Source organism: Corynebacterium efficiens YS-314 (assembly GCF_000011305.1).
Taxonomy (GTDB): Bacteria; Actinomycetota; Actinomycetes; order Mycobacteriales; family Mycobacteriaceae; genus Corynebacterium; species Corynebacterium efficiens.
This window is the reverse complement of record NC_004369.1, coordinates 1580589-1601206: the sequence shown is the minus strand read 5'-3', so window position 1 is coordinate 1601206 and position 20618 is coordinate 1580589. Positions and strand designations below refer to the sequence as shown.

Below are 20618 nucleotides of genomic sequence, written 5' to 3'. Positions count from 1 at the left end.
GGATGTCTCCCCCGGGCACGCGGTACAGCTCGGATAAACCCGTCTCATACCTTACCTTCCGGCCCGCGGGCCCCGGCACGACCACCCAGTAGTTCGCCGAGGTCGCGCCCGGTCAGGGGTTCGCGGGCGAGGACAAAGACGGTGTCATCACCGGCGATGGTGCCCACGACCTCCTTCAGGCCCACCCGGTCGATGAAACTGGCCAGGTACTGGGCAGCTCCCGGGGGTGTGCGCAGCATGGCGATGTTGCCGGAGTGGTCGGTGGAGACCAGCAGCTCATCGAGCATGCGTCGCAGTTTCTCCTGGGGCCCACGCAGGTCCTCGCCGATGGTGGTGTCCACCGGCCCGATCGCGTAGAACGCACGTCCGCGGTCGGGGCGGACCTTGCGGGCACCGAGCTCATCCAGGTCACGGGAGAGGGTGGCCTGGGTGATGTCGATCCCCTCGTCGAGAAGCAGTTCGGACAGCTGCACCTGGCTGGTCACCCGCTGCCGGTTGAGGATCTGCACGATCAGCGCCTGGCGTGCGGTGCGGGTCACCGGGGTGCTTGTCGACGCCCGCCCGTCATCCATGGTCATGGAATCAGTCCTCAGCCCGGCTGGTTTTCCAGAAGCCACACCAGCAGCGCCTTCTGTGCGTGCAGTCGGTTCTCCGCCTCGTCGAACACGCGGGAGGCGGGTCCGTCGATGACAGAGGCCGACACCTCGCTGCCGCGGTAGGCCGGGAGGCAGTGCAGGAAGATCGCATCCTCGTTGGCCCGGGCCATGACCTCGTCATTGACCTGGTAGGGCACGAACGGGGTGGTTCGGTCGATGCCGTCGTTCTCCATACCCATGGACACCCAGGTGTCGGTGATCACGACATCGGCGCCGGCGACCTCGTCGAGGTTGTCGGTGACGGTCACGGTCGCACCGGTCTCCTGGGCACGTGCCCGGGCCCGGTCGACGAAGACCTGCTTCGGCTGGAACCCTGACGGGGCGATGATGGAGATGTCCATGCCCGCGGTGGCGAAGCCGATCATGTAGGAATTGGCCATGTTGTTGTCCCCGTCGCCGAGGTAGACGGCCTTCTTCCCCTTCAGGCCGGCAGGGCCCTGCTCGGGGCTGAGGTTCTCCACGATGGTCTGCAGGTCCGCCAGGATCTGGCAGGGGTGCAGATCATCGGTCAGTGCGTTGACGATCGGGACGGTGGCGGTCTCGGCCATGTCCGTGAGGTTGGACTGGGCGTAGGTCCGCCAGACGATCGCCTCGACATAACGGGACAGCACGGCACCGGTGTCCTGCAGGGTCTCCCCCTTGCCCATCTGGGAGCTACCGGAATCCACCACGATGGCGTGTCCACCGAGGTGCGCGATGCCCGCATCGAAGGAGAAACGGGTGCGGGTGGAGGTCTTGTCAAAGAGCACCGCCACCGACAGTGGACCCTCCAGTGGGCGCTTGGCCAGCGGGTTCCTCTTCAGCTCGGCGGCCAGGGTCAGGACCTCGGCCTGTTCGGCCGGGGTGAGGTCATCGTCGGCGAGGAAATGCCGAACATTCGGGTTGGTCATGTTTCAAGCCTTTACTTTAAGCGTTCAATTCGGCGAGCACCGCGGCCAGGGCCCGGACGGCGTCTCTGATCTCATCATCGGTGATCACCAGTGGCGGCGTGAGACGGATGATGTTGTCCGCCGGGGCGTTGAGGATGAGACCGTGCTTGAAACCTGCGGTCACCGCCTGCTTGGCCACGGGCTGATCCAGCACCACACCGAGCATGAGGCCACGTCCGCGGACATCCGCGACACCGGCCACCCCGCGCAGCTGTTCCGCGAAGAGCTCCCCCTTGCGGGCGACATCGGCGCAGAACTCCTCATCGATGACCGAGAGCACGGCGCGTGCCGCCGCCGCGGACACCGGGTTGCCGCCGAAGGTCGTGCCGTGTTTGCCGGGGCCGAAGAGTTTGGCCGCCTCGCCGGTGGCCAGGCAGGCACCGATGGGCAGTCCGCCGCCCAGTCCCTTGGCCATGGTCACCACATCGGGTGTGACACCCTCGTGCTGGTGGGCGAAGAAATCACCGGTGCGGCCGATACCGGTCTGCACCTCATCGACGATGAAGAGCAGGCCGTGCTTGTCACACAGTTCGCGCACCCCGGTGAGGAAACCCTCGGGTGCCGGGATGACACCGGTCTCGCCCTGGATGGGTTCCAGGATGATGGCGGCGGTGTCGGTGGGGTCGGATTCCACCAGGGTGGTCAGGTAATCCAGGTCGCCGTAGGGGTAGAACTCCACCCCACTGGGCAGGGGTGCGAACGGGATGCGCTTGTCCGGCTGGCCGGTCAGTGCGAGGGACCCCATGGTGCGGCCGTGGAAGCCGTTGGTGGCGGCGAGGATGCGGTGCCGGCCGGTCAGGCGTGCAAGCTTGAATGCGGCCTCGTTGGCCTCGGCACCGGAGTTGCAGAAGAACACCTGTGTCTGGGAGGCGATGGTGGCGTCGTCAAGCGCGAAACGCTGCACGAGCTCGGCCGCAACCTCGACGACCGGGCGGGTGGCGAACAGGTTGGAGACATGTCCCAACTGGGAGAGCTGGGTGGTCACGGCCTCGATGATCGCGGGGTGCGCGTGGCCGAGGGCGTTGACGGCGATGCCGGCGAGCAGGTCGATGTAGACATTGCCGTCGGCATCGGTGACGGTCGAGCCCTTGCCGGTGACCAGTTCCACCGGCGGTGTGCCGTAGGTGTTGAGCAGTACCTGGGGCCAGCTGGTGAGCGTGTCCTCCACGGTGGCGAGGTTCTTCATCTATGCGTGTCCGTCCTGGTAGTTCTTTCTGAATACGGTGCCCTCCGGGTAGTCCTCCCGGGCGTAGTTGTCGGGCAGCACCATGGTGCCGATGCCTCCCATGGTGAGCAGTTCGAGCAGTACCGAGTGGGCAATGCGGCCGTCGATGACGTGGGCGGCGTTGACTCCCCCGCGCACGGCGTTGAGGCAGGATTCCATCTTCGGGATCATGCCCGCATCAAGCCCGGGCAGGATGGCGTCGAGTTCGGAGGCGACGATCTTCGACACCAGGGAGCTCTTGTTGGGCCAGTCGGTGTACAGGCCCTCGACGTTGGTGAGCACGAGCAGACGCTCGGCACCGATGGCGGAGGCCAGGGCCCCGGCGGCGGTGTCGGCGTTGATGTTGTAGACCTGACCGTCGGCACCGGGGGCGATCGTGGAGACCACCGGGATGCGGCCAGCGTCGATGAGGTCCATGAGCGAGGTCGCGTCAACGTTGACGATATTGCCCACCAGCCCGATGTCGGTGGGGGTGCCGTCGATGTCCACCAGGCGTTTCTCCGCGGTGAACAGGCCGGCATCCTCACCGGAGGTGCCCACCGCGTAGGGGCCGTGGGAGTTGATCAGACCGACCAGGTCACGACCGACCTGGCCGAAGAGCACCATGCGGACGATCTCCATGACCTCCGGGGTGGTCACGCGGAACCCGCCCTTGAACTCGCCCTCCAGGCCGACGCGGCGGAGCATGTCGGAGATCTGCGGGCCGCCGCCGTGGACCACGACGGGCTTGGCACCGACGGTGCGCAGGAACACCATGTCCGCGGCGAAGGCGGCCTTGAGGCTGTCATCCACCATGGCGTTGCCGCCGTATTTGACCACGACGATCTTGTCGCGGAAGTGCTGGAGCCACGGCAGTGCCTCGGCGAGCACATGGGCCCGCTCCTCATCACCGAGATTCTTGATCAGTTCGTTCATATCCGTCTCCCCACGGGTGCTTGTCGACGTTCCACCTCCCGGACGTTGCCTGCCCGGGGTGCGGTGGTGTTAGGTGCTGTACGCGGAGTTGATCTCCACATAGGAGTAGCTGAGGTCGGTGGTGCGCACGGTGGCCTGCCCCTCGCCACCGGCACCCAGATCCACGCGCACGGCGATATCCGCGCCGGAGAGATCGACCTCGCGGGCACCCGGCGCTCCGGTGGAATCAAGGCACACGGCCTGATCATTGAAGTACACGGCGATGTGATCCGGGTCCATGTCCGCATCAGCCATACCGACCGCGGCCAGGACGCGACCCCAGTTGGGGTCGGAGCCGAACATCGCGCACTTGAACAGGTTGTCGCGGGCAATGGTGCGTGCGGCGTTGATGGCCATCTCATCGGTGGTGGTGCCGGTGACGGTGACGCTGACGCGTTTGGTCACGCCCTCCGCATCGGCCTGCATCTGCTCGGCCAGGTCGGAGCAGGCGGCGAAGACCGCATCGTTGAGCTCGTCCTGGGTGGGTTTGACACCGGAGGCACCGGAGGCCAGCAGGAACACCGTGTCATTGGTGGAGGTGGATCCGTCGATGTCGAGGGTTTCGAAGGTGACGGCGGTGGCCTTGGCCAGGGCGATGCGTGCCATGGCCGGGGTGATGGAGGCATCGGTGGTCAGGCAGACCAGCATGGTGGCCAGGGACGGGGCCATCATGCCCACGCCCTTGCCCATCGCGCCGACGGTCCAGCCGTCGGCGAAGACGACGGTCTCCTTGTCCACGGTGTCGGTGGTCATGATGGCCTGTGCGGCGGCCGCACCATTGTCCCCCAGTGCGCCCTCGGCGGTGAGCGCCTCAATACCGGCGGTGACCTTGTCCATGGGCAGCAGCTCACCGATGAGACCGGTGGAGCACACCCCGATGTCCTCCGGCGCGAGGCCCAGCTTCGTCGCGAGGGTGTTGACGGATTCGCGGGCATCGGCATCACCCTGGGTGCCGTTGCAGGCATTGGCGTTGCCGGCGTTGTAGAGCACAGCCTTGAGCTGGCCGTCGGCAACGTTCTCGCGGCTGACCTTGACGGGTGAGGCGATCACCCGGTTGCGGGTGAACACCGCGGCGGCGGTGTACTCGGGTCCCTGGTTGACCACGAGGGCCATGTCGGGCTTGCCCGAGGGTTTGATACCCGCGGTGGTCGCCGAGGCGACGAATCCCTTGGGTGCGGTGATGCCGGTCTGGGCCATCTGGTGCTCCGATTCTTGTTACTGGTGTGGTGGGGTTTTTAGGGTGCGACGCCGGTGCGTGGGAGACCGGCGGTCTCCTCGAAGCCGAGGGCGAGGTTCATGCACTGCACGGCCGCACCACCGGTGCCCTTGGTGAGATTGTCGATGGCCGAGGTGACCAGCACCTTGCGGGCCACGGTGTCCACCTCGATCTGGACGTGGCACATGTTGGACCCGACCACGTTCTGGGTCTGGGGCTGGACACCCTCCGGCAGGACGAGCACGAAGGGCTCATCGACATAGAAGTCCTCATAGACCTTCCGTGCCTGCTCCTGGGTGACACCGTCGATCAGCGGTGCGGTGGCGGTGGTGAGGATGCCGCGGGGCAGCGGTGCCAGCACCGGGGTAAAGCTGATGGTGACATCCTTGTCGGTGACTTCCTTCAGGTTCTGGGTCAGCTCCGGGGTGTGGCGGTGCTTGCCGGAGGTGTTGTAGGCCTTGAGGGAGCCCATGGTCTCCGAGCCGAGCAGCGGCACGGATGCCTTCTTGCCGGCACCGGAGACACCGGTGATGGAGACCACCGAGATATCCGGTTCGATGAGGTCGGCCTGCACCGCCGGCAGGAGCGCGAGGGTGGCGCCGGTGGGGAAACATCCCGGGACGGCCACCCGCGTGGCCCCCTTGAGCTGTTCGCGGTGGCCGGGCATCTCGGGGATGCCGTAGGGCCAGGATCCGGCGTGCTCGGAGCCGTAGAACTTCGACCAGTCATCGGCGTTGGTGAGACGGAAGTCCGCGGCGCAGTCGATGACGGTGACCTCGGGGCCGAGCTGGTTGGCGATCTCCGCGGAGAAACCGTGGGGCAGACCGAGGAAGACCACGTCATGACCGGCGAGCACCTCCTTGGTGGTGTCCTCGATGACCCGGTCCGCCAGCTGCGGCAGGTGGGGCATCAGCTCGGCCACCGTGCTGCCCACCGTGGAGGCGGCGGTCAGGGCGCCGATCTCCAGCTCCCCTGATGCATAGGCCGGGTGGCCCAGGAGGAGGCGGAGAATCTCGCCGCCTGCGTATCCACTGGCTCCTGCTACTGCAACCTTGATCGTCATAGGCACCAACCTTACACGTTATGCAGAACTATGCAAACTATTCATGCATTACGGTGAGGTTTATGCAGGCCCCACCGGATGTATCTCCGTCCCACCGATGGTATCGGGAAAACCCACCCGGTGTCGCGGTTTATCCCGTCCCGACTACTCCCCTGCAGCCAGATCCGATAACGCGTCGCTGTCGAGGATGGACACCCATTCCCGCCCGGAATCGATCACCCCGTCCTTCTTCATCTTCGACATCACCCTGGAGGTGGATTCCACGGTGGTGCCGGCCATACCCGCGATGTCCTGGCGGCGTAGACGCACCTGCAACAGGACAGATCCGTCGCTGAGCCGCTGACCGATCTTCTCCGCGAGGTTCTCCAGCACAGCCGCCACCCGCTGCTGCACCGGATGCACCGTCTGCCCCACCTCCCTCTCCCGGGCCTGACGCAGCCGCTCCTGCTGCATCTGGAGGATCTCCAGGGCGAATTCCGGGTATGTGGACACCACCTCCGCCAGCGCCGTCGCCGGGATGAACAGCGCGCAGGTGGTCTCCATCGCCCAGGCGGAGTCAACCGCGGGTGTGGGCTCCGTGGACACCGGTCCCACGATGTCACCGGGGGCTGCGATGTCCAGGGTCAGCTCCCGGCCGTCGATGGTGTCACGGGTGATCCGGGCCCGGCCGGAGGCGATCATGTAACTGCCATCGGCCTCCTCCCCCGCCAGGAGCAGCGGGTCCCCCTCGCGCCAGGACCAGGCATCGAGCCCACTGGCCAGGGAGACCATTTGTTCCTCGGACAGTCCCCGTGTCAGGCGGGATCTCTTCATCACCGCGATGCGGGTATCAATCCCACACGGGTGGGGATGGGCGCAGTTGGAACGGACAGGATGGATCGACATGCCTCTGAGTCTATCCGGGAACGGGAAGATCCCCCCGGGTTGGAAAAATCATCCAACCCGGGGGGATCATCGGAGATACCAACTCAGGGTTTAGTAACCGGCGTGGCCGCCGCCACCACCGGGCAGCTGCGGTGGTGCCTGCTCTGCGGGAGCAGGAGCCGGAGCAGGAGCTGGCGCGGGTGCCGGTGCGGGTGCGGGTGCCGGAGCTGGCGCGGGGGCTGGGGCTGGCGCCTGCTGCTGAACCGGAGCGGGTGCGGGTGCCTGTTCCTGGACGGGAGCCGGTGCCGGCTCATCCACGATGACCTCTTCCTCGATGATGACCTCAACCTCGGTGGTGGTCTCCTCCTCGGAGGTGGGGGTGGTGGAGGTCGTCGAGGTGGTCGATGTCGTGGAGGTGGTGGAGGTGGTGGTCTCCTCGGCATCATCCTCGGAGTCGCCACAGGCCACGAGGGAGGCGGACAGTGCCAGTGCTGCGGCGGTGGCGGCGAGCTTACGGTAGGTGATCATGGTTGTTCCTTTTCTCAGCAGAAAATTGTCTTGAGTGTGGTCAGAGTGGTCTGGTTGCCGGTTCCTGGGTGACCGCGCCGGCGGCGTCCACGGGCAGTCCGGTGGGTGCTCCACCGACGGGGGCCAGGTCCTCAGGCTCCACGGGCTGTCGGGGTTTGATGCCGAAGAGGATCTTGAGGTCCCGGACCAGGATGTTCTCCTTCGGCCCCTGCCTGGATTTGCGGTACTTCTTCGCCTTCCCGGATCGCCGGGCGGTGGCCTTCATCAGGGGGTCATCGACGAAGGTGAACAGCACCCAGCCGAGGACCACCGAGAGGATGAAGCTGAGGACCGCCACCATCAGCCAGCCGAGGAAACCCCAGGACTGGCCGGCGACGATATAGCGCTGGACGGCCACCATCACCGGGAACTGCACCATGTAGAAGGCGAAGGAGATATTACCCAGCAGCACCGCGCGCGGGGAGGCGATCTCGCCGGACACCCCCTTGATGTCGCGCACCGCGAGGGTGCAGACCACGAACGCCATCGGCAGGGACATGATGACCGACATCTTGAACGCCAGTGGGACGAACCAGGTGGCGATGTAGGCGACCAGCAGACCCACCAGTGGCCACTTGATGTTGGTGTTGCGGAACATGCCCTCGGCCACCAGCTTGGCGCCGAACACACCGAGGTAGAACTCGATGAGGCGGGTCAGCGGGAAGTAGTAGGACAGCCAGTAGGATTCCAGGACCGGGATCTCCCACTGCATGAACCAGACGGGGTCGGCGTGGACATCAGCCACCGGGGAGACATCGGTGTCCCACAGGCGTGGCACGAAGAAGTTCTCGATCCCCTTCGGCCCCTCGGCGAAGAAGTGGATGAGGGTGATCGCGCCCAGGGACAGCAGGAAGGTGATGCCGAAGGCCCACCAGTTGCCCACTCCCCTGACCTTGCGCACCAGGGGGATGAACAGCGGGAAGGTCAGGTAGAACAGCATCTCCGCGGCCAGTGACCAGGAGGGTACGTTCATGCCGGACAGGGACGCCCAGTCGGGGTTCCAGGTGTGGATGAGCAGGGCGTTGGGCAGCCAGAACTTCAGGTCGGCGAAGTCGAGGACCCACTGCACACCGGAGGCGGTGATCTTGGCTGATGCCAGCAGGAACATCCCCAGGGCGATCAGGTGCATGGGGTAGATCTTGGTGATGCGCCGCTGGCAGTAGTACAGCGTGTTGCGCATCCCCCTGAGCTCACTGTTGGACCAATAGATGAGGAAACCCGACAGGATGAAGAAGAAGGTCACACCGGCGGATCCCAGCTGCATGGGGATGAATGAGTGGATCGTGGCGAACAGATCCGATTTCTGGAACGGGTAGACGTTGAGGAATACCAGCGCATGCAGAACAAACACGGCCACCGCGGCCAACCAGCGCGCTCCGGTCAGCGACGGCAGGTTGGGCCGACGGACCTTGGCGCTTTGCGACGTGTGGTTACTCATTGTCTAGGCGTTGACCCGATCCCGGAGGATGCCGGCGGTGACGGCGTCTCCTTTACGCGATGGATGCCAGGGCCCACCGAGCATGTCGGTGCGGGCATCGAGCACCCCGATGACCCAGGGGTCGGCGGAGCAGCTGGAGTGCCCCTCGGTGGCGGAACGCAGATCCACGTGGGAGACATCGAGGATGTCGGCGGCACCGGCGATCGCCATGTCCAGGCGGTTCATGAAGTCCACGAGCGCGGGGGCGTCGTTCTTCACCAGGGGTGTGCCGCCGAGACGGACACAGACCTGGCTGCCGCCGCGCGGGGTGTACTCCTGGTAGCCCACCAGGGTGATCTCCGCGTTGGGGGCATAGTACTTCAGGTAGTCGATGACCGGCTTGACGCGCTCGGCGTAGTGCTCGGGCGTGACGGTGTCCGGGTTCTGCATCCGGCCGGTGGCCACGGCACGGTCGCCACAGCCGACACCCAGATCAAACAGGCAGGTCTGCACGGAGTCGAGCAGGTTCATCCCGTTGCCCCAGTGGTCGTTCTTACCCAGCTGGACGAAGATGTGCTCAGTGCGCTCCCCGATGGCACCGCGTGCCTCGGCGTGACGGACCTCGTCGGAGAAGTGGAAACCGTCGGAGTTGATGGAGGCTCCGGAGCAGGAGACGTCGATGAGTTCCCCACGGGGCAGACCGAGGTTGGCCTGCAGCTGCTCAGGCCAGGAACCGGCCCCCTTGATGCAGTTACGTTCGTCGGTGCGCCATGGCATGTTGGTACCGGAGGTGTGGGAGTCACCGAAGACCACGACCCTCGCCCCACCCTCGGGTGCTCTGCTGTCGGTGTCGCCGAGGCTGGAGGTCAGTGCACGCCCCACCTCGGTACCGCTGCTGCCACTGCTCTGGGCGGTGGCTGCCGGGGCGAAACCGGTGGCGAGCAGGGCGATCGACGCTGCGGCTGCCCCGACTTTCAAGGCCAGTCTGCGCATAGCCATGTTCTCTTCTCCTTCTGCCGCGCACATCGTGAACGCAGGTGATGCGGGAATGCTGATGTGACGCTGGTAATTTGACCATGAAAACAATAACAGGCATTGGCCAATACGTTGTATTTGCCTGGGAACTACATAATCCAAGTCACAACAGTAACACCAGTAACATCATTCCGCGCGGATATATCAAAAATGACCCATGGATGAATCCATGGGTCATTTCTTCCGCTGGTGGGCGGTTTAACCGCGCATCTCCGCGCCGAGGCGTTCCTTCGCCAGCTCCGCAGCCGCGAGGCGGGCCACATTGGCCTCCTCATCGGTCAGGGTGCGGTCAGGTGCGCGGAACAGCAGGGAGAAGGCCAGGGACTTCTTGCCCTCGCCGAGCTGCTCGGAGCGGTAGACGTCGAAAAGCTCGACGGTTTCCACCAGCTCACCTGCACCCTCCTCCACCACGGCGCGGACCTGCTCGGCCGGGACGGTCTCGTCGACGACTAGGGCAATGTCCTGGTGCAGCGCCGGGAAGGCGGAGAGCACCGGTGCAGGGAGGTTCTCCCGCAGCGGCAGCGCATCGATGTTGATCTCCATGGCGCAGGTGCGGGCCGGCAGGCCGGCACGCTCGAGGACCTGCGGGTGCAGCTCACCGGCGTGACCGACCACGTGGCCGTCGACAAGCAGGGCGGCGCAGCGGCCCGGGTGCCACGGCAGTTCATCGGCGTTGGCCAGCTCCAGCTCGATACCGGCGGCGCGGGCCACGATGCGCGCGGATTCGATGGCATCGGCGTAGGTGTACGCGCGACCACTGCCCCACGGACCTTCGAACTCGATGTTGCCGGTGCCCACGGTCGCCGCATGCAGCGGCTGCTCCGGCAGGGTGTCCAGCAACTCGGCAACCACCTCGGCGGACGGGCGCTGCTTGACCGACGGCATCGGGGAGACACCATTGCCGCGCTCGAAGGACACCTGCTGGACGCCGAAGAGGGAGAAATCCCCCGTGCCGCGGGTGACATTGCGGCGCACCGCATCAAGCATGGACGGCAGCAGCGTGGTGGACAGGACATTGCTGTCCGCCTCCAGCGGGTTGAGCACGGTCACGGTGTTGCGTCGCTCATCATCGGCGTCCAGACCCCAGACGTCGAAGGTCTCCGGGTTCATGAAGGGGCTCGGGATGATCTCGGCGTACCCGGCGTATGCCAGGGCATGGCCGATGGCGCGGCGACGCTTCTGCGCATCCGACAGGCCCCTGCCGGCGGGTGCGGTGGGCACGATGGTCGGGATGGCCTCCAGGCCCTCCAGGCGCAGCACCTCCTCCACCAGGTCGGCGGCCATGGTGAGATCGGAACGCCAGGTGGGAGGCACAACAGTCAAGACATCACCATTGACAGAGACGGTGCAGCCGACCTCCTCCAGGCGGGCCACGACAGTCTCGGGTGAGTACTCCACACCGGCCAGCTCGGACGGGCGGGACACCGGCATGGTGATGCTCGGCATCGTGGGGACCTCACCGATGAGGGTGCGGCCGGCATCGATGGTGCCGCCGGCGATCTCCACGAGCAGAGAGCAGGCCATGTCGAGGGCGACCTCGACGATGGCCGGATCCACACCGCGCTCGAAACGACGGGATGCCTCGGAGCTCAGCTTGTGGCGACGTGAGGTGCGCGCCACGGTCTTCGGATCCCAGATGGCGGACTCGAAGTAGACCTCGGTGGTCTCATTGGAGATCTCCGAGGTGACACCACCCATGACACCGGCCATGGACTGGATGCCGGTCTCATCACAGATGACCACATCCTCCCCGGACAGGTCACGGATGACATGGTCGAGGGTCTCGAACTTCTCCCCCGGCTGCGCGTTGCGCACCGTCAGGCCACCGGTGATCTTCGTGGCGTCGAAGGCGTGCATGGGCGCGCCGAGCAGCATCATGACGTAGTTGGTGACATCGGTGGCCGCATTGACCGGACGCTGGCGGCACAGCATGAGTTCGCGCTGCAGCCAGAACGGTGATTCCGCGTTCGGATCAATGCCGGAGACTTTACGCAGCCCGAAACGGACGGTGTTGGTCTCCTCGCGGACATCGATGTCGATGAGCTCACCGGCGGGTTCCGGGGCGGTGAGCTCGATGCCCGCGACCCGGGTGTCCTCCGCGACATCGGTGTAGGTCAGGTTGAAGGCCGAGGCGAGTTCACGGGTCAGGCCACGGGCGGAGAGTGCATAACCACGGTCCGGGGTGACGTTGACCTCGAAGACGGTGTCATCGAGCCCCAGGACGGCACGCGCATCATCACCGGGCTGACCGGACTCGGCCGGCAGGGTGATGATGCCGGAGTTCTGCTTATCGGCCAGACCCAGTTCGGCCGCCGAGCAGATCATGCCGGCGGACATGCGGCCATAGGTCTCGCGTGCCCCGATGGCGAAATCACCGGGCAGGACCGCGCCGGGCAGCGCGACCACCACGGTGTCGCCTTCCGCGAAGTTGCGGGCACCACAGATGATGGACTGGTTCTCACCGGTGCCGTTGGCCTGGCCGACGTTGACGAAGCAGTGGCGGATGGGCTTCTTGAACTCGGTGAGTTCCTCAATGCTTTCCACCACACCCAGGACCAGGGGTCCGGTGGTGGCGGGGATGGCGGCGTAGCCCTCGGTCTCGAAACCGACGCGGACATAACCGGCATCCAGTTCCTCAGAGGTGACCGACCAGCCCGGGTTTGAGTGTCCGAGTAGTCCCGTCACCCAGTTCTGTGCAATGAACATGATGGATTAGCTCCTAAGAGATCGTGATGTGGGTGCTGGGACGGCTATGCCTGGATACCGAACGGCAGGGTGAAGCGGACATCGCCCTCCACCATGTCGCGCATATCCGACAGACCGTTGCGGAACTGCAGGGTGCGTTCAATACCCATGCCGAAGGCGAAACCGGAGTACTCTTCCGGGTCGATGCCCACCGCACGCAGGACATTCGGGTTGACCATGCCGCAGCCACCCCATTCGATCCAGCCGGCGCCACCCTTCTTGTTCGGGAACCAGACATCGACCTCGGCCGAGGGCTCGGTGAAGGGGAAGTAGTTCGAGCGCATGCGGGTCTTGGTCTCCGGTCCGAAGAGTTCACGGGCCAGGTGGTCCAGGGTGCCACGCAGGTGCGCCATGGTCAGGCCCTTGTCCACGGCCAGGCCCTCGATCTGGTGGAAGACCGGGGTGTGGGTGGCATCGAGCTCATCGGTGCGGAACACCCGCCCGGGGCAGGCGATGTAGATCGGGACCTCACGGTCGAGCATGGAACGGATCTGCACCGGCGAGGTGTGGGTACGCAGCACCTGACGGGACCCCTCGGGCCCGATGTGGAAGGTGTCCTGCAGGGTGCGCGCCGGGTGGTCGGGCAGGAAGTTCAGGGCGTCGAAGTTGAAGTACTCGGCCTCGACCTCCGGGCCCTCCGCGACCTCCCAGCCCATGCCGACGAAGATATCGGCGATCTGCTCATTGAGGATGGTGATCGGGTGCAGCGCACCGACCTGGGTGCGGGTGGTGGGCACGGTGACGTCCACACGCTCCTGCTCCAGCACCTCACGGTTGCGCTTCTCCTCCAGCTGGGCCTTGACCTGGGCGAAGTGCTTCTCGACGCGCCCGAGCGCCATGTTGACGAAGCGGCCGGCGTCCTTGCGTTGGTCCTTGGGGATGGTCCCCAGTGAGCGGCGGGCCTGCGGGATGGGTGCGTTGTCACCGAGGTGGTCGCGGCGCAGGGCGGCGAGCTCCTCCAGATTGTCTGCACCGTCGAAAGCCGTGATGGCGGCGGTGGCCGCCTCATTCAAACTGGCTTCGGTCAACTGAATTTCGGACACCGTGTAGTCCAGCCCTTCCCTTGGATTTTCCGTGACATATCGAGTGAATGGTTCCTTCGACAACTAACCCCGACATCATACTCCGTCCCGGCACACACAGCCGGGGCGGGGTCAGGCCTCGTCGGCGAAGAGTGCCTTGGAGGATTCATACAGGCAGATCGAGGCGGCGGTCGCCAGGTTGAGTGATTCCGCGCGTCCGCGTATCGGGATGCGCACCCGGTGGTCTGCCTTGGCCAGCAGTTCCTCCCCCAGCCCGTGCGCCTCGTTGCCGAACAGCCAGGCGGTGGGCCGACTGAGCAGTTCACCGGCATCATCCAGGTCCACCTCACCGTCGGCGGCGGTCGCCAGGATCTGCAGGCCCTGGGAGCGCAGCTGGCCGAGCACGTCATCGATGTTGACGTTGCGCGCCACCGGCACGTGGAACAGTGACCCGGCCGAGGCCCGCACAACCTTCGGGCCCTGCGGGTCGACGGTCTCACCGGCGAACACCACGGCATCCGCACCCACGGCATCCGCGACACGGATCAGGGTGCCGGCGTTGCCCGGTTCCCGGGTCTCCACCGGCACGCTGACCAGCCGGGAGCGGGAGTTAACGGCCTTGCCGACGGTCCACAGCACGTCATTGCACAGGGCGAAGATGCCGGTGGTGGTGACGGTGTCACTGAGGGATTTCGCGGCCCGGTCGGTGATGGGGTGGGTATAGACATTCATGTAGCCGGCGGTGCGGACGATCTCCTCGAATTTCTCCGCGGCCTGCTCGGTGACGAACAGGTCGGTGGCCGCGCCGGTGGCGATCGCCGCCTCCACGGAGTTCTCCCCCTCCGCTAGGAACTGATGGGTCTTCTTCCGCTGTGCTGTTTTCAGGAGTTTTGCTGCGTTGACGATACGGGGGGTACGTTCGGTGAACGCCTCGGTGAAATCCAATGCCATGGCGTCAACGTTATCAGCCGGGGTGGACACGATAGATGCTCACGTGAAGTTGATGCGGCGGTCATCTGGGGCACGTAGATTTTCCCCCATGTATATCGTGGCGCACCGTGGTGCTGAAGACCTGGAACTGGAAAACTCGATGGCCGCTTTCCTGGCTGCCCCGCCCGCCGATGCCGTGGAACTGGATGTGCATGCGAGCCTGGACAATCAACTGGTGGTGATCCACGACCGCACCGCCCGGCGGGTGGCAGCCCCGGACTCCCCACACCGGGATGCGCCGATGGCCTCCCTGACGACGGCACAGATCAAGGAGATCACCTTGACCAACGGCAAGAGTGTTCCCACTCTGGAGGAGGTCCTGGCAGCCACCGACCTGCCCATCCAGGTGGAGATCAAGGCCCCAGGCGCGGTGGCTCCGCTGGCTGACCTGTTCCGTCGGCGACCAGAACAGCTGGAGCGGATCCTGTTCATCTCCTTCCACGATGCCGCCCTGGTGGAGCTGACCGACCGGCTGCCCGGGGCCCAGGTGGGCGTGCTGCGCGCCGAACTGGCACAGGATGTCGATGTCCTCGATGAGATCCCGGCGGCGAACCTGGCGGCGTTCCTCCCCCACTGGGAGATGATCACCCCGGAGCTGGTGGCCAACTACCACGCCCGCGGGGTGCGCGTGGGGTGCTGGACCATCCGTGATGAGCACGCCCTGGCCGTCGTGGAGGCCGCCGGTGTGGACTTTGCGACGGTCAGTGACCCCGGGCGTTTCCGCCCGGGGTCACCGGAATCCCATCCCCTGACCTGGTAGGTTTAGCCAACCAGGGTGCTGGTGCCCTCCCCGACGCGGCGGCCATGGGTGCCGTCGAAGAGGTGGACACTGTCCGGGGCCGCCACCACATGGACGACGTCTCCCGGGCGCAGCCCGTGGTGGCGTTCCACCCGGATCCCCAGTTCAGCGGTGTCCTGCTGACCGGCCGGGGAGACCTGGATGCGCATATCCTCCGGGACGCCCTCGCCCAGGACATCGGTGTTGGGGTTTTTCACCCCGGCGGCCCGGACATAGACCATGGAGTCAGCACCCAGTTCATCAATGTGGCTGACTTCGCAGGCGATCGCCCCCGATTCCTGGGGGCTGGTCAGATACATCGCCTCCGGGCGGGCACCCACGATGACCGACCGGCCCTCATAATCGGCGCGGTTGCCGCGGATGTGGGCGGCGACCTCACCGGGCACCCGGATGGTGATGCCGGTACCCAGCTTGACGGAGTCACCCCGGATCGTGCCCTCGATGAGGTTCATCGACGGCGAGCCGATGAAGCTGGCCACAAACGCATTGACCGGATGGTCGTAGAGGTTCTGCGGGGTGTCCACCTGCTGCAGCACCCCGTGGAGCAGCACCGCGACGCGGTCGCCCATGGTCATGGCCTCGATCTGGTCGTGGGTGACATAGACGGTGGTCACCCCCATGCGGCGCTGGAGGGCGGAGATCTCCGCACGGGTGGACACCCGCAGTTTCGCATCCAGGTTGGACAGCGGTTCATCCATGCAGAACACGGCGGGTTCACGCACGATGGCGCGCCCCATGGCCACACGCTGGCGCTGACCACCCGACAGGGCCGCCGGCTTGCGGTCCAGGTAGGGGTCGAGCTGGAGGATGCGTGAGGCCTCGGTGACGCGCCGGTTGATCTCGTCCTTGGGGTATTTCTGGTTCTTCAGGGCAAAGCCCATGTTCTGCCGGACGGTCATGTTCGGGTACAGGGCGTAGCTCTGGAACACCATGGCCACATCGCGGTCCTGGGGGCGCAACCCGGTGGCGTCGCGGCCGTCGATAAGCAGACGGCCCTCGTCGATGGGCTCGAGCCCGGCGAGCATGCGCAGGGAGGTGGATTTACCACATCCCGACGGTCCGACCAGGACGAGGAATTCCCCGTCGGCGATTTCCAGGGTGAGTTTATCCACCGCGGGGCGGGCGCCCTTGGAGTAGATGCGTGAGACACCGTCGAAGACGATGGAAGCCATGGTGTTGTTTCCTTCTTGACTGACGAAAGCGGACGGTTGTTAGAGCAGTGGTTCGATGTCGCGCTTGTAGATGGTGTCGAGCTGCTGCTCGGTCTCGGCCAGGGTGACATCGATGTCCGCCCCGGTCAGCAGGATCTTCTCCAGTGCGTCGCCGATGGTGCGGTCACCGTTGGGCAGCAGCACGCGGTAGTTGTCCTGCACGCGGGTATCCGGCAGCTGCTCGACGGCGACGTTGTAGGCCGGGTTCTCATCGAGGAATGCGCGGTGCTCCGGATCCTCGGCGGCATCCTTGCGGACCGGGACGTAACCGGTCTCGCGGGACCAGTAACCGGTGTTGGCGGAGTTGGTGAGGAAGTCGATGAACTTGATGGCGTTGTCCTGTCGCTCCTCGGAGATGCCGGACGGGATACCCAGACCTGCGCCACCGGTCGGGCAGGCGCCCTCACCGGTCGGGTTGGGCAGGGGTGCCACAGCCCAGTCGAAGGTGGCGGCCGCCTCGACGGAGGCCAGGCTGCCGGTGGACTGGATGCAGGAACCGACGATGCCGGTGGCGAACTCGTTGGTGAGGTCGGTGGACACGGTGGCCCAGCCCTCGTCGACGGTGGACTTGAGCCACTCGACAGAGCGGATGGTCTCCGGGGTGGTCAGGCGGGACTCCCAACCCACGGAGTAGTTGCCACCGAGGGACCACATCGGACCCTCGAAGGTCCAGGACAGGTAGTTGACTGCGTCGCCCCAGCCGAGGGCCTTCCCGGAGTCCATGGCCTCCTGGATCTTCGGGCCCCATTCGCTGAACTCCTGCCAGGACTCCGGGCCGCGGTCGGGCAGGCCGGCCTCATTCCACAGCTCGCGGTTGTAGTAGAACAGCGTTGTGGAACGCGCGAAGGGCAGTCCGTAGTGTCCGCCGTCGTGCTCGTAGTCGTTGTAGAGGGAGTCGACGTAGGAGGAGGTATCGATGTTGTTGCGCTTGGCCACCTCGTCGATGTTGGCGGTGGCACCGTTGACGGCGAAGTTGAACCACTCGGTGTCGGAGAGCACGACCACATCGGGGAGGTCACCGCCGGACAGGGCGGCGTTGAACTTCTGGGAGACCTCGGCGTAATTGGCGCCGGCGTCGACAAGCTGGACCGTCAGGTCCGGGTTCTCCTCCTCGAAGCGGGAGATGATCTCCAGCTCCACGTCCTTGGAGTTACCGGGGTGGTTGGACCACCAGACGATGGTGTTGGTCGCACCCTCGGCGGTGGTGGCATCGGCGGTGTCGGTGCTGGCACCGGTACCGGCACAGGCGGTCAGGGTGGCTCCGGCGCCGGCGACACCGACGGCGGCGAGGAAGTGGCGGCGGCTCAGCTGTGGATTGAAAGACATGGGTCTTCGGTGACCTTTCAGAAAGGGTGTTAAACGGGGTGGGTTATTCAGTTGTTGCGGGTGGGTGTCCCGGGGGTTTACCCCTTGACCGCACCCGAGATCAGGCCCTTGATCATGTACTGCTGCAGGGCGAGGAACATCACCAGGACCGGGAGCATGGTCATGATGGTGGCCGCCATGACCGGTCCCCAGTTGGAGACGCCCTCGTTGTTCTGCAGCATGGTCAGGCCGATCGGCAGGGTCGCCGAGGCCTCGGTTTCCGCCATCAGGAACGGCCACAGGTACTGGTTCCATTCGTTGACGATGGTGATCATGGAAAATGCCACGATGGTGGGCAGGGAGATGGGCAGCAGCACCTTCCACAGCAGCCTGAAGTGGCCGCAGTGGTCCATGCGTGCTGCCTCGATCAGCTCGTGGGGAATGGACATGAAGTGGTTGCGCATGAGGAAGGTGCCGAAGGCGATACCCGCCAGCGGGATGATGATGCCCTGGTAGGTGTCACGCCACCCGAGCTGGCTGACCAGCGCGTAGTTGGAGATCACCGTCACCTCGGACGGCACCATCAGTGCGGAGATGACCAGGAGGAACACCAGGTTCCTCCCCGGGAAGCGCAGGATCGCCAGTGCGTAGGCGGAGATGATGCCCAGGATGATCTTGATGGTGCACAGGATGATGGTGATCAGGATCGAGTTGCGGAAGTAGTCGAAAAACGGCACCCGGTCGAAGACATTGCGGTAGTTGTCGAAGTTGAACTGCTCCGGCAGCCAGGTCACCGGCTGGGTGTAGATCTCGGACTGCTGTTTGAAGCTGGTGAGCACGATGAACACCAGGGGCAGGCCGATGAACACCACGGCGAGGATCATGCTCGCATATCCCATGATCTTGATGAGTGGACCGCGGTCGGTGGCAATCATTATTTCCTGGCCCCCCTATCCATATAGCGGACCTGGATGGCGGTGATGATCAGGAGGGTGAGGAAGAGGATGGTGGACACCGTCGCGCCGTATCCGGCCCGGTAGTTGGTGAAGGTCTCGGTATAGACCTGGTACACCAGTGTCGTGGTTCCGTTGCCCAGCGGGCCGCCCCTGGTCATCGTGTGGATGATGTCGAAGACCTGCACGGAGCTGAGCAGCACGGTGATGGACAGGAAGAAGGTGGTGGGGCGCAGCTGCGGCAGGGTGACGCGCCAGAATCTGGTCCACGCACTGGCACCGTCGACAGCGGCCGCCTCCGCGAGGTCCCGGTTGAGCCCCTGCAGGGCGGCGAGGTAGATGACGAAGGAGTAGCCCAGGTTCTTCCAGATGAAGGTGAAGGTCACCATGAACATGGCCCAGTTGGGGTCCTGGTAGAAGTTGGGCGTATCCACCCCGAGGCGGCCGAGCAGATCCTGCACGAGGCCGAAATTGGGGTCGAAGACGAATTGGAACGCCACACCGACGGCGGCACCGGAGATCACGAACGGCGCGAACACCATGGACCGGACGAAGTTCCGGCCCCGGAGTTTCTGATCCAGCAGCATTGCCAGAGCCAGGCCGAAGAACATCGAACCGGCGACCGCGAAGAAGGTGAACACCACGGTGTTGAGCACCACCTGCGCGGTGTCCGCGCGGGTGAAGAACTCAATGTAGTTGTCCAGCCCGATGAAGGTGGAGGTCGGTGAGGAGATGTTCCAACTGAAGAAGGACAGACGGAAGTTGTCCAGAAGGGGACGATAGGTGAAAAGGGCCAGGAGCAGCAGGTTGGGCGCCAACAGGACAGCAGCCAACCACCACTCGTTCCTGCGGGAACGTTTGGCTTTCTTTCTGAGATCGTCCACTTCCGGCTCAAGAAGAGTTGTGGACACGAGAGGGAATGTTAGGAGACCCAGGTGTCGGAATGGTGATCTCTATATGAATTGATGAGGTTATAAATATCTAGACCATGAGTTTGCGGTGAACGACAGGTGAAGTCAGCGTAGCCACTGTGCCCCACCGCGGCTTTTCGCTACCCTCGGGCGGTGAAAACCCCGACACCAACGACCGACCCCCTGAGGAGGCACCATGAACAACATCCACGCCATGATCACCGCACACCCCAACCCTACGGATGGTCTCGACGTCGACAAGCTCGCTGAGGTCCTGGAGGCCGCGGGCGCCTGCGCCCAGACCTGCACCGCCTGCGCCGACGCCTGCCTGGCCGAGGACGCGGTGGCCGAGATGCGCAACTGCATCCGCACCGACCTGGATTGCGCCGACATCTGCGCCACCACCGTCGCCGTGCTCAGCCGGCGCACGGGCAGCAACCTGACCGTGGTCCGCGCCCAGCTCAACGCCTGCATCGCCGCGTGCGCCGCCTGCGCCGAGGAATGCGAGCGCCACGCCGACCACGATGAGCACTGCCGGCTGTGCGCGGAGGCCTGCCGCCGCTGCGAGAAGGCCTGCATCGAGCTGCTGGCCACTATCAGCTAATCCTGCATCGAGCTCGCGACAGGTGAAGAATATCAGGTGAGCGCTATGCCAAAGAGTTTTGCTTAACCCGAAACCGACCGAAGTTCCGACTTCAGAATCACCCTAATTCCCACCCTGAATGGCAAATTATCCTTCAGCCCCTTAGAGATTTG

General features: G+C 64.9%; 19 protein-coding genes. 2 read left to right on the top strand and 17 right to left on the bottom strand.

Features of this window, described 5'->3' with window-relative positions; all coding sequences use genetic code 11:
- Positions 1-44: 44 nt before the first annotated feature.
- From CE_RS07630 to CE_RS07570, 13 genes are all read right to left on the bottom strand, one after another.
- Entirely contained in the window at positions 45-578 is a 534-nt protein-coding gene (locus tag CE_RS07630; RefSeq protein ID WP_006770440.1) for an arginine repressor, read from the bottom strand.
- Positions 579-589: 11 nt separating this feature from the next.
- Positions 590-1546 (bottom strand): ornithine carbamoyltransferase, encoded by a 957-nt coding sequence (gene argF / locus CE_RS07625; RefSeq protein WP_006770439.1) that lies wholly within the window; start codon positions 1544-1546, stop codon positions 590-592.
- A 16-nt stretch (positions 1547-1562) separates the two neighbouring features.
- The gene (locus CE_RS07620; RefSeq protein WP_006770437.1) at positions 1563-2771 is read right to left on the bottom strand and encodes an acetylornithine transaminase; all 1209 of its coding nucleotides are present in this window, start codon (positions 2769-2771) and stop codon (positions 1563-1565) included.
- Positions 2772-3725 carry an acetylglutamate kinase gene (argB, locus tag CE_RS07615; protein ID WP_006770436.1) on the bottom strand — a complete coding sequence of 318 codons (954 nt, stop codon included), beginning with the start codon at positions 3723-3725 and terminating at the stop codon, positions 2772-2774. It lies immediately after the preceding gene.
- Between the two features lie 69 nt (positions 3726-3794).
- The gene (argJ, locus tag CE_RS07610; RefSeq protein WP_006770435.1) at positions 3795-4961 is read right to left on the bottom strand and encodes a bifunctional glutamate N-acetyltransferase/amino-acid acetyltransferase ArgJ; all 1167 of its coding nucleotides are present in this window, start codon (positions 4959-4961) and stop codon (positions 3795-3797) included.
- Positions 4962-4999: 38 nt separating this feature from the next.
- Positions 5000-6043: an N-acetyl-gamma-glutamyl-phosphate reductase gene (gene argC, locus CE_RS07605; RefSeq protein WP_006770434.1), complete on the bottom strand. Its 1044-nt coding sequence runs from the start codon at positions 6041-6043 to the stop codon at positions 5000-5002.
- Positions 6044-6187: 144 nt separating this feature from the next.
- Positions 6188-6928 carry a Crp/Fnr family transcriptional regulator gene (locus CE_RS07600; RefSeq protein WP_011075491.1) on the bottom strand — a complete coding sequence of 247 codons (741 nt, stop codon included), beginning with the start codon at positions 6926-6928 and terminating at the stop codon, positions 6188-6190.
- A gap of 90 nt (positions 6929-7018) precedes the next feature.
- Positions 7019-7435 carry a hypothetical protein gene (locus CE_RS07595; RefSeq protein WP_011075490.1) on the bottom strand — a complete coding sequence of 139 codons (417 nt, stop codon included), beginning with the start codon at positions 7433-7435 and terminating at the stop codon, positions 7019-7021.
- A gap of 40 nt (positions 7436-7475) precedes the next feature.
- Positions 7476-8912 (bottom strand): acyltransferase family protein, encoded by a 1437-nt coding sequence (locus CE_RS07590; protein ID WP_006770430.1) that lies wholly within the window; start codon positions 8910-8912, stop codon positions 7476-7478.
- 3 nt (positions 8913-8915) lie between these two features.
- Positions 8916-9890, bottom strand: a complete 975-nt coding sequence (locus CE_RS07585) for an SGNH/GDSL hydrolase family protein (protein WP_035110075.1) — start codon at positions 9888-9890, stop codon at positions 8916-8918.
- A 234-nt stretch (positions 9891-10124) separates the two neighbouring features.
- Positions 10125-12632 (bottom strand): phenylalanine--tRNA ligase subunit beta, encoded by a 2508-nt coding sequence (pheT, locus tag CE_RS07580; RefSeq protein ID WP_006770428.1) that lies wholly within the window; start codon positions 12630-12632, stop codon positions 10125-10127.
- 44 nt (positions 12633-12676) lie between these two features.
- Positions 12677-13714, bottom strand: coding sequence for a phenylalanine--tRNA ligase subunit alpha (gene pheS / locus CE_RS07575; protein ID WP_006770427.1), 1038 nt, complete (start codon positions 13712-13714; stop codon positions 12677-12679).
- A gap of 111 nt (positions 13715-13825) precedes the next feature.
- Complete coding sequence (locus tag CE_RS07570; protein WP_006770426.1) at positions 13826-14644, bottom strand: TrmH family RNA methyltransferase; 819 nt, start codon at positions 14642-14644, stop codon at positions 13826-13828.
- A gap of 88 nt (positions 14645-14732) precedes the next feature.
- Here CE_RS07570 and CE_RS07565 point away from each other — a divergent pair, with 88 nt between their 5' ends.
- Entirely contained in the window at positions 14733-15443 is a 711-nt protein-coding gene (locus CE_RS07565) for a glycerophosphodiester phosphodiesterase (RefSeq protein ID WP_006770425.1), read from the top strand.
- A gap of 2 nt (positions 15444-15445) precedes the next feature.
- On the opposite strand, the gene CE_RS07560 is transcribed toward CE_RS07565, so the two are convergent.
- The 4 genes from CE_RS07560 to CE_RS07545 form a co-directional block, all read right to left on the bottom strand.
- The gene (locus tag CE_RS07560) at positions 15446-16654 is read right to left on the bottom strand and encodes an ABC transporter ATP-binding protein (RefSeq protein WP_006770424.1); all 1209 of its coding nucleotides are present in this window, start codon (positions 16652-16654) and stop codon (positions 15446-15448) included.
- Positions 16655-16693: 39 nt separating this feature from the next.
- Positions 16694-18019, bottom strand: a complete 1326-nt coding sequence (locus tag CE_RS07555) for an ABC transporter substrate-binding protein (RefSeq protein ID WP_006770423.1) — start codon at positions 18017-18019, stop codon at positions 16694-16696.
- Positions 18020-18096: 77 nt separating this feature from the next.
- Positions 18097-18933, bottom strand: a complete 837-nt coding sequence (locus CE_RS07550) for a carbohydrate ABC transporter permease (protein ID WP_006770422.1) — start codon at positions 18931-18933, stop codon at positions 18097-18099.
- Positions 18933-19862, bottom strand: a complete 930-nt coding sequence (locus CE_RS07545) for a carbohydrate ABC transporter permease (protein ID WP_006770421.1) — start codon at positions 19860-19862, stop codon at positions 18933-18935. The genes CE_RS07550 and CE_RS07545 overlap by 1 nt, the downstream gene beginning before the upstream one ends.
- A 196-nt stretch (positions 19863-20058) precedes the next feature.
- Between CE_RS07545 and CE_RS07540 the strand changes: the two genes are divergently transcribed.
- Entirely contained in the window at positions 20059-20466 is a 408-nt protein-coding gene (locus CE_RS07540; RefSeq protein ID WP_006770420.1) for a four-helix bundle copper-binding protein, read from the top strand.
- Positions 20467-20618: the final 152 nt, after the last annotated feature.

Coding starts and splice junctions, on each gene's coding strand:
- CE_RS07620 (WP_006770437.1), bottom strand. CDS start 2,771: ATGAAGAACCTCGCCACCGTGGAGGACACGCTCACCAGCTGGCCCCAG.
- CE_RS07555 (WP_006770423.1), bottom strand. CDS start 18,019: ATGTCTTTCAATCCACAGCTGAGCCGCCGCCACTTCCTCGCCGCCGTC.
- CE_RS07585 (WP_035110075.1), bottom strand. CDS start 9,890: ATGGCTATGCGCAGACTGGCCTTGAAAGTCGGGGCAGCCGCAGCGTCG.
- CE_RS07550 (WP_006770422.1), bottom strand. CDS start 18,933: ATGATTGCCACCGACCGCGGTCCACTCATCAAGATCATGGGATATGCG.
- CE_RS07590 (WP_006770430.1), bottom strand. CDS start 8,912: ATGAGTAACCACACGTCGCAAAGCGCCAAGGTCCGTCGGCCCAACCTG.
- argJ (WP_006770435.1), bottom strand. CDS start 4,961: ATGGCCCAGACCGGCATCACCGCACCCAAGGGATTCGTCGCCTCGGCG.
- CE_RS07570 (WP_006770426.1), bottom strand. CDS start 14,644: ATGGCATTGGATTTCACCGAGGCGTTCACCGAACGTACCCCCCGTATC.
- CE_RS07630 (WP_006770440.1), bottom strand. CDS start 578: ATGACCATGGATGACGGGCGGGCGTCGACAAGCACCCCGGTGACCCGC.
- argB (WP_006770436.1), bottom strand. CDS start 3,725: ATGAACGAACTGATCAAGAATCTCGGTGATGAGGAGCGGGCCCATGTG.
- argC (WP_006770434.1), bottom strand. CDS start 6,043: ATGACGATCAAGGTTGCAGTAGCAGGAGCCAGTGGATACGCAGGCGGC.
- pheT (WP_006770428.1), bottom strand. CDS start 12,632: ATGTTCATTGCACAGAACTGGGTGACGGGACTACTCGGACACTCAAAC.
- CE_RS07600 (WP_011075491.1), bottom strand. CDS start 6,928: ATGTCGATCCATCCTGTCCGTTCCAACTGCGCCCATCCCCACCCGTGT.
- CE_RS07565 (WP_006770425.1), top strand. CDS start 14,733: ATGTATATCGTGGCGCACCGTGGTGCTGAAGACCTGGAACTGGAAAAC.
- CE_RS07595 (WP_011075490.1), bottom strand. CDS start 7,435: ATGATCACCTACCGTAAGCTCGCCGCCACCGCCGCAGCACTGGCACTG.
- CE_RS07540 (WP_006770420.1), top strand. CDS start 20,059: ATGAACAACATCCACGCCATGATCACCGCACACCCCAACCCTACGGAT.
- CE_RS07560 (WP_006770424.1), bottom strand. CDS start 16,654: ATGGCTTCCATCGTCTTCGACGGTGTCTCACGCATCTACTCCAAGGGC.
- argF (WP_006770439.1), bottom strand. CDS start 1,546: ATGACCAACCCGAATGTTCGGCATTTCCTCGCCGACGATGACCTCACC.